Here is a 15,055-nt window from a genome sequence, read left to right as displayed (position 1 = left end):
AGCTTAATTAAACGAGTTTTTTACTGCTTAAGTAATCTTCGTAGTTACCTCTAAAGTCGACAATGCCGTCTTCTGTAATTTCCAGAATGCGAGTTGCCAATGAAGATACAAACTCGCGGTCGTGGCTGACAAATAACAAGGTACCAGGGTAGTTTTCAAGAGCTAGGTTTAATGACTCAATAGACTCCATATCCAAGTGATTGGTGGGTTCATCCATTAACAATACATTGTTTTTCTGAAGAATGAGTTTGCCGAAGATCATGCGGCCTTGCTCACCACCAGATATCACCTTGACGGACTTATCAATTTCTTTTTGGGAAAATAACAATCTGCCCAGTGTCCCTCTAATAACCTGTTCGTCATCACCTTCTTTACCCCACTGATACATCCAGTCTAGTAAAGTTTTGTCTTCTTCAAAGTCGTGTGCATGGTCTTGGGCGTAATAACCGATGGATGCGTTCTCAGACCATTTTACAATACCACTGTCAGCAGCAATATCTCCATATAAGCAGCGCATCAGCGTTGTTTTACCCGCACCATTAGGACCAATGATGGCAACTCTTTCGCCGACCTCGATCATTAAATCCAGGTTTGAGAATAGGGGAGTGTCAAAGGATTTACTGAGTCCTTCCACTTCAAGGGCTAATCGATGCAGTTTTTTGTCCTGATCAAAACGAATAAATGGGTTTTGACGACTAGAGGGTTTAACTTCATCTAGTTGGATTTTATCTATTTGTTTCGCTCTGGAAGTGGCTTGTTTCGATTTTGATGCATTTGCAGAGAAACGGCTGACAAAAGATTTTAGTTCTGCAATTTGCGCTTTTTTCTTAGCGTTGTCAGACAATAAACGTTCTCTGGATTGGGTCGCTGCGGTCATATACTCATCGTAGTTGCCAGGGAAAAGTCTTAATTCACCGTAATCTAAATCCGCCATATGAGTACAAACACTGTTTAGGAAGTGACGATCGTGGGAAATAATGATCATGGTACAGTTACGTGAGTTTAGCGTATCTTCCAACCAGCGAATGGTATCAATATCCAAGTTGTTGGTCGGTTCGTCAAGCAACATGATATCTGGATCGGAAAATAGAACTTGGGTTAACAACACCCGTAATTTCCAGCCTGGAGCCACTTCACTCATAGGGCCATAATGCAGGGCCTCTTCAATGCCCACACCAGTTAGCAGTTCTGCTGCCCGGGATTCTGCGGTGTAGCCATCCATTTCGGCAAACTCAGACTCTAATTCTGCTGCTCTTATGCCATCCTCTTCGGTCATTTCAGGATTGGCATAAATCGCATCACGCTCTTCTTTTACTTTCCATAACTCTTCATGACCCATGATCACGGTATCAATTACAGAGTATTGTTCAAAGGCGAACTGGTCTTGTTTTAGTTTACCAATTCGTTCATTAGGATCTTTGGTGACGTTACCTGATGATGGTTCTAAATCATTACCCAGAATTTTCATAAACGTGGATTTACCGCAACCGTTAGCGCCGATAAGACCGTAACGATTTCCCTCTCCAAATTTAACGGAAACATTTTCAAAAAGAGGCTTGGCACCAAATTGGATGGTGATATTGGCAGTAGCTAACACGATGGCAATTCCTATTGATAAAAGACATATAAATTTTGCGCGGGATTATGCCATAAATAACTAAGTTTTGATGGGGTTTGTTGATATTAATCGCGGACTGGGTGTAAAGGGTGGAATAAAAGCTAAGCAGGAGGGTAACCAGCTAGTTTAAAGTGATAATAAGAAATTAGCGTCTGGTGAGGGAGTTGTTTAGCAGACACAGTGGAAAACAGTCGAGCGAATACCAAGTCCTAGCGCGTAAACACGGATTAACCAGAAAACAACCGGAATGAAGAGGGGAAGCTTAGTAGGACTAAAGCAGGGGGATAAATAATAATTGTCAGCTCAGAATTAAGCTAATGTAATGACTAATACTAAGGTGACTACTAACGTAACTACAATCGTAAAGAGTAAGGTAAATAAATACAAACGTAACGAGCTTGATGGCGCTTAAGATTAATATATTAAAACTTACTCACTCAGAAATTCACTAACAAGCCTATATGCCCCTACTATGAAGATTTAAGGTGGCATATAGGTGGTAATTTAGCTATTTGTTACTGATCTAATGGCGTATTAAAATCTTCGGAAAGCTCAAAGTCACCAGTTACGCTAGCCACTTTTTCGTCTTCAAAATGAATGATTAATTCTTTACGAAAGTCTTCACCACGTTTACTCATACCCCGTTTCATTTCGTAGACGTAATACCATGTATCATGGTCAAAAGAATCTTGAACAACAGGGCGGCCAAGAACATATATGACTTGTTCCTTGGTCATTTCAATTCGTAGTTGCTTAACGCTTTTTTCCTGAAGGAAATTGCCTTGGGGAACGTCAATACGGTATATCCAATCTGTGCAACCAGACAAAAACAATGTTGTTACTACAGCAACTATTATACTTTTATACTTCATTCATTCTTTCATTTAAGTTAAATAATTAATTTAGCTAAGCCGTTAAGGCTGCCTATTTCTGGACACGCATGCTAACTCACCATGAGGCCTGCAATCAATATTTAATCGAGACTAATGATAACTGCTCAGCAATTCTTTGGCATTTTCGATAGCTGAATTAGTCAAAGTATCGCCAGCTAATAATCGAGCTAACTCCTCAATTCTCTCACTTTCTTGCAAACAAAGCATATGTGTTTCAGTGGTCTTTTTATCTGAAAACTTAGTCACAAACATTTGCTGATGACCACTAGCAGCTACCTGAGGTAAGTGAGTGACACATATCACTTGGCTTGTTTGCCCTAGTTTCCGTAACAATTTTCCAACTACAGAAGCCGTAGGCCCACTAATTCCAGTGTCTACCTCGTCGAAAATCATAGTTGGGATTAAGTTACCTTTAGCACTAATCACCTGTAAGGCAAGGCCAACTCGAGAAAGTTCACCACCGGACACTACTTTTTCCAAAGTATCTGCTTGTATGCCTAGATTTGTGGAGATTAAAAACTTCACCTTGTCTAAACCAGAGGGCGAGGGAGCCAGCTGTGGATCAAATTCTATGCAAACAGAAAATTTTGCTTGCGACATATTCATATCTTGAATGTGTTGCTCTACTAACTTGGCCAATTTATTACCAGCTTTGTTTCTGCTTTTACTTAATTTTTCTGCTGCACTGATATAGCTTTGTTGCAGTATTGCGAGCTTGCCCTGTAATTCTTCCAGAGATTCATCTTGATTGTCTAACTCTTTTAACTCAGCTGACAAATGTTGATGATGGTCAAATAGTTCCTCAGGTCGCACACCATGTTTTCTTGCTAAATCTAGCGCTTGTGAATAACGCTGTTCAATTTGCTGCATTCTCATGGGATCAATTTCTAAACGGTCCGTATAGGCACGTAATTGATTAGATGCCTCGTCGATATTAATTAATGCCTCATTCAATACGGTGACAATAGGAGATAATTCAGGATCGTGTTCCTCAAGCTCTGTAAGCATATCTATACTGCTTTGTACCGCGTTTAATGCACTGCCTTCATCGGCATCATAGAGTTGATAAAAGCTTTTTTGTGATTGTTCCAAAAGTGCTTGGCTGTTACTTAATTTTTTATGTTCTATTTCTAATTCAACAAATTCATTATCAGCTAAATTAAATTCATCTAATTCTTGAACTTGGTATTGCAGTAAATTACGCCGGTCTGTACGTTTTTGCGTGCCCGCCAAAAGAACGGTCATTTGTTTTTGGGCATTGTTAAGCAGATCATATTGTTGTTTAACTGTGCTGAGTAAATTTTCATGCTCCGCAAAATTATCGACTAATTGCTTTTGTACATCAGATTTAAGCAATAATTGGTGAGCATGTTGACCGTGGATACTAATTAATTGTAAACCTAAATTTCTAAGCTGTAGTGCTGGAACTGGGTATCCATTTACATAGGCTTTAGAGCGTCCTTCAGAGGAAACTACTCGGCGGATCATCAGCTCTTGCGGTTCATGTTCTGCTAATTCATGCTCACTCAAATCATTCTCATTCAGCCATGCTTTAACTTTTGGAAGCTTAGTAATATCGAAGGTGGCGCAAACATCAGCTTTGTCACAGTTAGGGCGGACCATACCGGCATCCGCACGATTGCCTAAACACAACCCAAGTGCGTCAATGGCAATAGACTTACCGGCACCAGTTTCACCGGTGATCACGCTAAGGCCTTGCTTAAAATCAACGTCTAATGACTTAACAACTGCTAAATTTTGGACAGATAAGTGAATTAACATAACAATAAATACATGTTTAAATATACAGTAACTGTAAATATATACAATATTTGCTGCATGTAAAGTAGAATTGCGATTTAGCGGTTAAAAATTAATATAATTTTGAACCCCAACCTAATTTGGTGCGAAGTACGTTGAAGTAGTTATAGTCTTTGGGGTGGATCAGCGACAATCTCTCTTGGTTTTTCTTGATAAAAATCTCGTCACCAGGAAAAACCGTTAAAGCAATGTGGCTGTCACAACTTACTTGCAGGTTATCCGTATTATCATTGGATACTATCATTCTTACTACGCTGTTTGCATCAACCACTATAGGCCGGCTACTCAAGGTGTGAGGGAACATGGGCACCAGTGTTAAGGCATCTAAGTTGGGGGTGAGTATTGGGCCTCCACCTGATAGAGAATATGCAGTTGAACCGGTCGGTGTGGCAACAATGAGTCCATCGGAACGCTGACTGAACACAAAGTTATCATCAATATATACTTCAAACTCCATCATGTGAGCCACTTTACCATGATGCAGTACCACTTCATTGATGGCCGAATTAGAGCTTTGTTGCTGGCCCTCTCGGAATACATCAACTTGTAAAATAAAACGCTGCTCTCTAACAAATTCACCATTAAAAAGGCATTCTAGTTGGCGTTCAATATCATCTGGGTGGATGTCGGTTAAGAATCCAAGGTTACCACGGTTAACGCCTACTACAGCTACATCATGTTGCGCTAACACCCTAGCGGCACCAAGCATATTTCCATCGCCACCCACAACAATAGCTAAATCTGCTTGTAAACCTATATCTTCTAATTCAGCCGTTTCAAAACCATTCCCTTGTAGCATGCTTGAAACCTTAGTTTCGACCAGAATGCGACAACCTCTTCGTTTCAGAAATTGCAAAATAGCGTTAAGGCTCTTGTTTGCACCTTCATGTGCAGGCTTTCCAATTAGACCTATAGTTTTAAATGGCATAACATTCTATTTAAATTCAAAAACTCAGTATAACCATGCTTAGTCTTGAAAACCAAGCATGATAGTTAAGACCGTCTCAAATAATGTTTATCGTGCTGTCCAACCTCCGTCTATCACCAGTGCTTGCGCCGTCATATTTTTAGCCGCATCACTGATCAAAAATGCCGCAGTGCTTGCCAATTCCTCAATTTCAATAAAAGCTTTTTTAGGCATAGGCTCAAGCATGATTTTATTGATTACATCCTCTTCACTGATACCATTTTCTACCGCTTGCGCTGCAATTTGTTGTTCTACTAGTGGGGTTTTAACGTAACCTGGACACAAGGTGTTGATGGTGACATCGCAATCACCCGTTTCAAGAGCTAAGGTTTTTGCGAAACCTAATAAACCGTGTTTGGCCGCCACATAAGCAGACTTGTAAGGGGAGGCAACCACCGAGTGCAAAGAACCTACATTGATAATACGACCGTAGTTTTGTTCGCGCATATGGGGTAAAAATGCTTTTGTTAATATGGCGGGACCAACAAGCATGATATTGATCAGTTGTTGCCATTTTTGAGCTGGAAAGTCTTCCAACCGAGAGACATGTTGAATTCCAGCGTTGTTAATCAGTACATCAACTTTATCGGGTAACAATTTTGCAGGTAATGCCTCTATTTGTTCAGGATCACTCACATCTAGTTGCACTGAACGCGCATCTATATTATTTGCGCTTAATTTATCCACTGCGCTTTGCGCCGTTTGCTGATTAATATCAGCGACAATGATCTTGTGCCCCATCTTTCCTAAGTATTGGCCTATACCAAAACCAATACCACTGGCGGCGCCAGTTATTAATATGGTCTTATTTTGCATTTTTTATCCTTTAGATTTTGATTGAGCGGCAAGTGATTCCACAATGTTTTTAACTGCCTCAATTTGTTTTCCGTGAGCCGTTGCGTAATTTTCACCGGTGTATCCCCACCAGTCCCAACAACCTTGAGGATTCATTGGAAGCATCATAGAGGTTGATGTTTGAGGATATAAAACGATTAACTGATTGTTATCCGCCCAGCGATTTAATCCGTTTCCAATGATGTAGTCTTGACCTATGGTCTCAGCATTTTGATTACATCCATGGAAATTAACATGGACTTGGCATTGCTGACCTTCTGCGCAGCTTTTAGGGATATACACATAACCCGTTTTAGCCATAGTCTCAGCGGGTTCCCTCCCCAGTTTGTGTTGATTAATTGCGGTAATCGTGCCGCTAGATTTCTGGTTAGGGGAATTTAACTGAGGAAATAAAAAATTTAGAAACTCACCAGCTGCATCATAATTACAGTTACCTAAAAAGGGGGATTCGGATGTATCACAGGAAGAACCCGTTGATAGTGTAGGGAAGTGATGCGCAAAGGGTTTGTCTTTAATGTAAGTTAAATTTTTATCTGATACTAACCCTTGGTATTGCTGGTAAAGGGCGTTGGCCACTGGAGAAGAAATCTTTGCATCTAATTTGCCATGTAGCAACCAAACTCGACTGTCTTGTAAGTTGGATAGAGGAGCAATTAATCCTTCGCTAGCGTATTGCATCAACTGCGTTTGCAAAGGCTCTAATGAGAATTCAGACGATTGCTTATTTACACATTCAGACAATGCAGTGGTAATGCTTCCTTGAGCACAATAATAAGATCCAGCAGCAATAATAGCAGTACCTTTTACCCAATCAGAATGAGCGATGTGAAATTGGTTAGCCATATAGCCACCGCTCGATAAACCCGATATGGTGATTTCATTTATATCTAAATTTAAATCGGTCGTTTCAGCGCTGATCGACACATTGATTGGCACAATTGCGGTTAACCCCATACAGATAACCAGATTACGTAATTTTCTCATATGATTTGATAACCTATTTATTTAAAAATGATTGGATTAGGGTTCCGTGCTTACTAATACCAGTAACACCTTCTAAATGGCCCAAGGTGCCTGGAAGAATCGAAAGCTCACTGTCTTTGCCGTTATCCAATAGCATTTGATGGGTAGACTCTAAATTGTAAGGCATTAACAACAGGTCGGTGGCGGCCGGTAAGAATAGGGTTTTTGCCTTTACTTTTGCCAGTGCGTTATTTAAATCACCTTGGTGGCCGGCAATATACAATTGGCAAGCGCGAACCAAATACAAGAGATGATTAGCGTCCATAGATTCAGCGCGAGCTTGAGCTCTTGCTCTTAACCAATTAATGATGCTGGGAGATTGACGGATATCTTCAAGCGCTGCAGCTTCCAATGCCTTGAAGTTAATATCATTGCCCACTTGATTGAAAAAATCGGGATAGAGGGCATCTTGGGTAATTAACATTAACGAGGCGACTAGCCCATCTAATGGCCCCTGACTCGAATAATAGTCTCCTTGTTGCCAATTTTTATCCAGTTTAATGGGAGTCGCCCAATGTTCGAGTTTGGCGGAGGTCCATGCATCCGCTTCACTTGCGCCTATTACTGATACCATGCGTTCTACCCAATTAGGATAGGCAATTGCCCAATCCAGTGCTTGCATTGAGCCCATTGATGGACCCACTACGGCATATAATTTTGAAATCCCTAAAGACTCTAAAACTTGTTTTTGAATATTGACAAAATCACGGATGGTGAGCACTGGAAAATCGAGACCATAGGGTTTACCGGTTTTGGGGTTAGTTGAAGCTGGCCCTGTAGTGATCACGTTTGGATTATGTGCTCCTAAATTAGCAAGACTATCCACACTTATAACAAAAAAGCGATCTGTATCTATGGCTTTACCAGGGCCGATAATAGCGTCCCAATATCCTGCGGCATTGTCACTTTGTTGATATTTTCCCGCGGCGTGAGAATTACCGGTGAAATAATGGGTAATTAAAATTACGTTGTCTTTTTCGGTGCTTAAGTTGCCATAGCTTTCCCAACCAACACTGACCTTTTCAATGGTTTTGCCACCAAACGTTTGGAAGTTTTGTGTCGTAAACGATTTTTTTTCTACTAAAAGCGTGGACTTAGTGTTGCTCGAGTCAACCGCTGTTTTATGGCTACTTACCGAGTTTGCACAGGCAGTTTGCATACTCAAAATTAACAGTAAAAAACAACTTTTTAGGCAAATGCGATAATTAAATTTCAAACCTATTTCCTTTATTTCCAGTTTCACTATTAAAAGAAAGTGAAAAGTGCGATAGCTAAACTTAAACCAATTAATGGGATTACGACGGTTAACGCACCTACTGCCCAATAAGCACGTTGATGGGTTTCGTGGCAGATCCCACGTATGGTGGTCACAACATAACCGTTATGGGGCAGTGAATCCAATGCGCCAGAAGAGATTGATACAATTCTATGTAATTGTTCAGGATCGACACCTTGGTCCATATAATGTGGGCCAACTAAAGGTAGCGCAATCGCTTGGCCGCCCGAGGCTGAACCGGTTAATCCGGCGATTACACTGACGGCTATGGCCGCACCAATTAATTCATTACCTGGAATTTGAGTCATGACTTCCACTGCCGTTTGAAACGCTTCGGTAGACTTAGCAATGGTGCCAAAGCCTACTACAGCCGCAGTGTTGCCTATGGCAATAAGCGCCCCCGTTGTGCCAACACCCACGGCAGCGGTCAGGTTATGGAAGTACTTAAAATTGATGATCATCAGGGTCAATACTCCGCCACCTAAAGCGACAATCAACGCCATCTGTTGTAACGATTCATGAAAGGTATAGGATAAAATTAACACCACTAACAAGGGGATTAACCCTGTCACCCAGTGAGGATAGTGTCGCTCTGTAATTTTGGGGTCGTGATCTTTGGTCTCAAAACATTCACCAGCTGCAATAGCTTTATTCATCATTTTTCTAATCCACCAGAAACCAAGGGTTGCCATGAAAATAGCTACTACTAAACTCACTTCCCACGCTGCAAAAGGTGATGTTCCTAAGTATTTAATGGGGATCCAATTTTGTATCTCTGGTGAGCCCGCTGAGGTCATTGTAAATGTTACCGATCCAAAGGCTAAAGCAGCAGGGATAAAGCGTCTGGGTAAATTCGCGTCTTTGAAAAGACTCAATGCCATGGGATAAACAGAAAATGCCACAACAAATACACTTACGCCGCCGTAAGTGAGAATGGCGCAGGCAATAACGACAGCAGCTACCGCATGTTGTTTACCAAGGCGACCGATAATCGCTTTGGCAACAGCATCAGCTGCGCCCGTGTCTTCCATAAATTTACCGAACAAGCTTCCTAACAAGAACATGAAGAACCAGTTTGCAACAAACCCTGCAAAACCCGACATGTAGGTTTCGACAAAATTGGTATCACCGATGAAAACCGGTAATCCACTCGTTAAAGCAACGATAAGTGCACATAGAGGGGCTGCAATAAAAAGATTCATGCCTCTGATTGTCAAGACTATGAGTAAAAATAAGCCACCGATTAAGCCAATGAGACTCAGCATTTTTATTCCCTTTTTTAAATGATACAAAAATCTGTGACCGCAGAGATACATATCATTTCACTCAGGGAACTGGGTTAAATCCAGTTATGAGTGCGGGCTATAGTGTTAATCTTTTTTCCGATTTAAGACATAGTACTATGGTACTAAGGTAAAACATTTTGAACTAGATTAGAGTAATTACACTGTCACTGTGACCGCAGCGAAACTAACAACTTTATAAAAAGAAACTGTGTAAGAAGGACACTCTATGAAACACACACACACACACAATCTAGCGCTCAAAAAAGACAGCTTTTAAAACTTTCGACTCTAGCATCTGCCGTTGCATTATCTTGTCTATCAGGGCAAGTAGTTGCACAAGAAGAATCTAAAGGTGGCTTAGAAAGAATTGAAGTTACTGCGCGTAAAACCGTAGAAAGTCTGCAAGAAGTTCCAGTTTCTCTTACCTCTCTTGGAGCTGTAGAGTTAATGGAAAAAGGGATGTCAGTAATGACTGAGATCCAACAACAATCACCCAATACTACTTTACAAGTAAGCCGTGGTACCAACTCAACATTAACTGCGTTTATTCGTGGTGTCGGTCAACAAGATCCTGTTTGGGGTTTTGAACCTGGTGTAGGTGTGTACATTGATGATGTTTATATTTCCAGACCCCAAGGAGCAGTTTTAGATTTGTTCGACTTGGAACGAGTTGAGGTGCTTCGTGGCCCTCAAGGGACCTTGTATGGAAAGAACACCATTGGTGGTGCAATTAAGTATGTAACTAAAAAAATGTCTGGTGACACTGAGTTGTCAGTCAATGCAACAGTGGGTAGTTATTCGCAAAGAGACTTAAAAGTGTCTGGCCAAATCCCTATTACCGAAGACCTATTCTTTGGATTTGCTGTAGCCAGTTTAAATCGAGATGGTTTTGGTGAGTTCTTAGTAGCCCCAGAAGGGCAGGATACTGAAAACTATAATAAAGATGTCCAAGCTGCTCGGTTTACCTTGGAGTATCAAGCCACAGAAGATGTATTCGTTCGTTTTAATTATGACAAAACCAAAGATGAATCAAATGCTAAGGGCGGATATCGACTTTCCGACAGTATCTTAACGGATGCGCCACAACCTGATAGTGTTTACGACTCTTATTCAAGTTTACCTACTTGGAACAAAGTTGAAACCGAAGGCATGAGCTTAACGGTAGAGTGGGATATTAACGATAGTTGGGCATTTAAATCAGTGACCGCAAGCCGTGAAGGGGATTCACCCACTAATATCGACTTTGATAGCACGCCTTTAGGTATTTTTGATACACCAGCTACTTATACTGATGAACAGATTTCTCAGGAATTCCAATTAAATTATGTAGGGGATGGCCTCACTTTTGTGTCAGGAGCCTATTATTACGATGCTGAGGCCTGTGGTATCTACGACGCTTATTTGATGGCATTTGGAATTTCAATCGAGCAAAGCGGTTGTACAGATACAAAAAGTTTAGCCCTGTATGGTCAAGTGTCTTATGACATTACGGATAAACTTTCGACGACTGTAGGACTGCGTTATACAAAAGACGAAAAACACGGAATGGTGGAAGCAGGAACCCGACTTGGTCAAGCTTATCCAAACTCTGGTTGGGTAGATGGTTATGTTAGACCAGATTATGCGCCAAATGTGGTGATCGATGATACTGAAACCTGGTCTCGCTTAACCCCTAGACTCGGCTTGGAGTATGCTTTAACAGACTCAACCATGTTCTTCGGTAGTTACTCGCAAGGTTTCAAATCAGGCATGTATAACCCTAGAGCCACGTTCTTCCAGCCAGCGGCCGCCCCAGAGATTGTTGATTCATACGAAATCGGTATGAAAAGTGATGTAACTGACTCATTTAGACTCAACGCAACCCTATTCAAATTAGATTACACCGATAGACAGTACGTGGTGAATGTACCTTCTGATGACTTGGCTGAGCCTACGCAGCGAATTGCGAACGTGGGTGAGTCGGATGCAAATGGTCTTGAAATTGAACTTACCTACCTTGCTGCTGAGGGGCTTACTTTCACTAGTGCCTTAGGTACCATTGATGCTGAGTTTACCGAAGTTTTCTCTGTAGATGCTGCGGGTAACCCTATTGATTTATCAGATAACTTTGTTATTTCAAATACCCCTGATTTTACCTTCAATGCGGGCGTGAAATACGAATTTAGCACTGATATGGGCGACTTCGTTTTCAACGGTAATTATTACTATCGTGATGATTATGAGTTATTCGAGTCACCTGATGAATTATTACGTCAAGAAGGGTATGGACTGGTTAACCTGAGCTTAAATTGGTATAGCGATAATGGCCAATGGACAGCCGGTTTACATGCTAAAAACCTAGCAGATGAAGAGTATCGGGTAGGTGGTTATAACTTCACCGGTGGCCGCAATGCCGATGGTGATTTATTGCCTGGACTAGGAGGCGACACCACGTTGATCGGCTATTACGGCGATCCACGTACTGTTCACCTTACAGTGGGCTACACTTTCTAACGGCATCCTGTGCTGTTCCCCAGGGGCGACCTAGTCGCCCTTTTTTTATGGTTTTATTATTAATATAACTTGAGCTTAGCAGCAACCTTTCATATGCTGCCAAGCATAGTAGCCGCAAATAATCATACAGTATGTCAGTTAAAGCGCTTATCGCAGACGATCATCCGTTATTTCGTATTGCCCTTAAACAGGCTGTAAGTGCGTTATTCGATGATCACATCACTGAAACCTCGACGTTACAAGAAACCTTGTCAGCGCTAAATCAGGATCCAGAAATTGAATTGGTGTTTTTAGATTTAAATATGCCAGGCAATGATGGTTTGTTCGGGTTGAGTCAAATCCGCCTATTACATCCCGATGTTTTAGTGGTCATTGTCTCTGGTGAAGAGAAACCTTTAATTATTCAAAAAGCGATTAACTTAGGTGCGAGTGGATTTATTCCAAAATCCAGCTCATTGTCTGAAATCGCCAATGCTATTGAACAAGTATTGGATGGTCTGCAATGGTTACCCGAACATTTGATTGCTCAGGTTGAAGCAAAACTTCCAGCAGAAGAGTCTGAATTTGCGAAAAATTTGGAACAATTAACACCACAACAATTTGTAGTGCTTAAAATGATGGCTGATGGTTTGTTAAATAAACAAATCGCTTACGAACTGGGTATCAAAGAAACCACCATCAAACAGCATGGTTCGGCCATACTCAAAAAGTTGAAGTTAAATAACCGAACCCAAGCTGGGGTGTTATTTAAACAACTGATGAATCAAGTGTGATTTTTTCTGACATTGCCCAAGATTATCTGGCTGTTTAGCATTATTTAAAACGGTTAATCTAAATAATCAATATGAATTACGACGAGTTTAATCATTTTTGTGGTGCACTCAAGTCAACCACCTATGTTATGCAGTGGGGCAATTCTCATGTGTGGAAAATTGGCGGAAAAGTTTTTGCAATTGGAGGCTGGAGTAAAGATAAAAAACCTGCATTTACCTTTAAAGCCTCTGAACAGAATTACTATTTTCTGTGCGAACGACAAGGTTATATTCCCGCCCCATATTTTGCTAATCGGGGTATGAAGTGGATTCAACAAATTAACGCTCAATCTCATACTAATGAAGAGTTGGAGTATTACCTAATTGAATCTTATCGTTTAGTCTCGCAAAGGTTAAGTAAAGCAAAACAACAAGAATTTGGTATAAACCCGTAGATAACTGTTGTTCGAGAAGGTGGGGTTGAAGATAGGCGTGAGCACTTGAGCAATGGCTTGTTGGATCACACGGTCGACAACGATTGGAATGCCCAGTTGACGTTCACCGCCTCGGGTTTATCAACTTCAACGCGTATAACCTGTGATGGATGATATTGGCCTTAGCGTAGCTCAGCCATTATACGTTTCCAGTTTCCATCTTTTGCCCAAACGGGGGAAGTCATCAATGATCATCCCATCGATGCCAGTGGCTCCTTTATCGGCTCGAACTCGTTTCCATGCCGCTACCGGATGGCATTCGTGTATTCAAGTCTGACGAGGCTCACCCTTCGGGACCAGCCAAAGCTGTTGTATATTGCTCCTGCAATTAGCTGCTAACTCACCTTCAACATCCGGCTTCCTTTAGATAAAACCTCGCGGTTTAACCCTTGCCATTCCTTAATCGTTAACGTTTAATAACGTAAGTTGAATAAGCGGTGATCTTCCTACCGAGGAATTTCACCTTATTTAGTTCATGCCCATGCTGGGCGTACACAAGGCGCTGCTATGGAGAATTTATTCGCTGGTGCTCCTAAATTCCGCAGGGCGCGGCGTTATGCATAAAGGTACTTAGATGGAAGTTTCCGAATTAGTTTGGTCTCTCGTTCAGGCTGGAGTTATGCCCTCCATTTTATTAGGCCTAGCAATATGGAATTCAGACAAAGCGTTAAGCGAGGAAGGTACACAGGTAGTGTATAGCTATATTCATGGCACGAGCGAGAACCCATCTAAATCAAAAGTAGCCAAAGAAATTGAGCTGTTTTTAGGTAGATACTTTTCACTAGACAATGGAATTTTTAACTTTTCATTTAATGTTCTTATATTGACCTGTATTTCACTTTTTCTATTTCTCTGTATATATACCTCTAGAACCGAGGGCTTCTATTCATATCTTATGACATCAGGCTTTTTATCACAGTTTTTAGGCAATGGGTTCGTCGTTACCTATCTGACAAATTTCTTCATTTTTTCAACATATTCCATGTTGCTCGGTCGCTTTATCAGCGCAGGTTTGGGAGTTAGCTTGCTTATGATTTTTATTGACCAGCTATCAAAGCTCACTTTATTTCTTCTATTAACCACAATAACCTATATATGGTTTGCAGATTTTGGAGGAGCTTTTAGTGGCGACAAAATATTGGCCATAAAGGCTATTCCTGAAACCGTAATGTTGGCTCTCAAATTTGAAAATTTAACCTCAGTTTATATTTATTCACTACTGCTCAGCTCATTTCCTTTATTTATCGTTTTGATTATTAAAATCATGGCGGGAAACGAAAAAGCCAATATGTTATTTAGGTCTATACTTTTCTGGTTGCCATTTAAAAATAAGCCCCTACGGTTTTTGGGGTGTTTATTTTCAGTATTCTGCGCGATTTTTGCTAGTGTGACTTCGATTGTGCTTAGCCCCTTGACATCTTAGACTGTCATCACTAACGACAAATTAGTTTAAATTTGACCCTACCTCGAAAAACGAAATGCCTAATCGGGTAGCCGAAGGTCTCTAACCTCCACCCCAGCAACATCCTAGATGCGGCTATGCACAGAGCGTTTCACTTAGGATAGTGAAGCGCAAT

General features: G+C 41.1%; 12 protein-coding genes. 4 read left to right on the top strand and 8 right to left on the bottom strand.

Annotated features, from left to right (window positions below):
* Positions 1-7: 7 nt before the first annotated feature.
* The 8 genes from AB6T38_RS15510 to AB6T38_RS15475 all read right to left on the bottom strand — a co-directional run bounded on the left by AB6T38_RS15510 (position 8) and on the right by AB6T38_RS15475 (position 9,718).
* The gene (locus AB6T38_RS15510; RefSeq protein ID WP_372548168.1) at positions 8-1,597 is read right to left on the bottom strand and encodes an ABC-F family ATPase; all 1,590 of its coding nucleotides are present in this window, start codon (positions 1,595-1,597) and stop codon (positions 8-10) included.
* A 536-nt stretch (positions 1,598-2,133) separates the two neighbouring features.
* The gene (locus AB6T38_RS15505; RefSeq protein WP_372548167.1) at positions 2,134-2,490 is read right to left on the bottom strand and encodes an outer membrane protein assembly factor BamE; all 357 of its coding nucleotides are present in this window, start codon (positions 2,488-2,490) and stop codon (positions 2,134-2,136) included.
* A 111-nt stretch (positions 2,491-2,601) separates the two neighbouring features.
* The gene (gene recN / locus AB6T38_RS15500; RefSeq protein ID WP_372548166.1) at positions 2,602-4,293 is read right to left on the bottom strand and encodes a DNA repair protein RecN; all 1,692 of its coding nucleotides are present in this window, start codon (positions 4,291-4,293) and stop codon (positions 2,602-2,604) included.
* Positions 4,294-4,384: 91 nt separating this feature from the next.
* On the bottom strand, positions 4,385-5,260 hold the full coding sequence (nadK, locus tag AB6T38_RS15495) for an NAD(+) kinase (RefSeq protein ID WP_372548165.1): 876 nt from the start codon (positions 5,258-5,260) through the stop codon (positions 4,385-4,387).
* Between the two features lie 87 nt (positions 5,261-5,347).
* On the bottom strand, positions 5,348-6,115 hold the full coding sequence (locus AB6T38_RS15490; RefSeq protein ID WP_372548164.1) for a 3-hydroxybutyrate dehydrogenase: 768 nt from the start codon (positions 6,113-6,115) through the stop codon (positions 5,348-5,350).
* A 3-nt stretch (positions 6,116-6,118) separates the two neighbouring features.
* A complete protein-coding gene (locus tag AB6T38_RS15485; protein ID WP_372548163.1) occupies positions 6,119-7,138 on the bottom strand; it encodes a PHB depolymerase family esterase in 1,020 nt (339 codons plus the stop codon).
* A 13-nt stretch (positions 7,139-7,151) separates the two neighbouring features.
* Positions 7,152-8,336 carry a homoserine O-acetyltransferase gene (locus AB6T38_RS15480; protein ID WP_372548227.1) on the bottom strand — a complete coding sequence of 395 codons (1,185 nt, stop codon included), beginning with the start codon at positions 8,334-8,336 and terminating at the stop codon, positions 7,152-7,154.
* A gap of 86 nt (positions 8,337-8,422) precedes the next feature.
* Entirely contained in the window at positions 8,423-9,718 is a 1,296-nt protein-coding gene (locus tag AB6T38_RS15475) for a GntP family permease (RefSeq protein WP_348493272.1), read from the bottom strand.
* A gap of 216 nt (positions 9,719-9,934) precedes the next feature.
* Between AB6T38_RS15475 and AB6T38_RS15470 the strand changes: the two genes are divergently transcribed.
* The 4 genes from AB6T38_RS15470 to AB6T38_RS15455 all read left to right on the top strand — a co-directional run bounded on the left by AB6T38_RS15470 (position 9,935) and on the right by AB6T38_RS15455 (position 14,901).
* Entirely contained in the window at positions 9,935-12,232 is a 2,298-nt protein-coding gene (locus AB6T38_RS15470) for a TonB-dependent receptor (RefSeq protein WP_372548226.1), read from the top strand.
* A gap of 131 nt (positions 12,233-12,363) precedes the next feature.
* Entirely contained in the window at positions 12,364-13,005 is a 642-nt protein-coding gene (locus AB6T38_RS15465; protein WP_372548162.1) for a response regulator, read from the top strand.
* 71 nt (positions 13,006-13,076) lie between these two features.
* Positions 13,077-13,439 (top strand): MmcQ/YjbR family DNA-binding protein, encoded by a 363-nt coding sequence (locus tag AB6T38_RS15460; RefSeq protein WP_372548161.1) that lies wholly within the window; start codon positions 13,077-13,079, stop codon positions 13,437-13,439.
* A gap of 613 nt (positions 13,440-14,052) precedes the next feature.
* Positions 14,053-14,901, top strand: coding sequence for a hypothetical protein (locus AB6T38_RS15455; protein ID WP_372548159.1), 849 nt, complete (start codon positions 14,053-14,055; stop codon positions 14,899-14,901).
* The last annotated feature ends 154 nt before the right edge of the window (positions 14,902-15,055 follow it).

Origin of the sequence: Aliiglaciecola sp. SL4, from assembly GCF_041538045.1 — a bacterium.
In the GTDB taxonomy this organism is placed as follows: Bacteria; Pseudomonadota; Gammaproteobacteria; order Enterobacterales; family Alteromonadaceae; genus Aliiglaciecola.
Note: the sequence above shows the minus strand (reverse complement) of the source record. Positions and strands in the feature narration are given on the sequence as shown.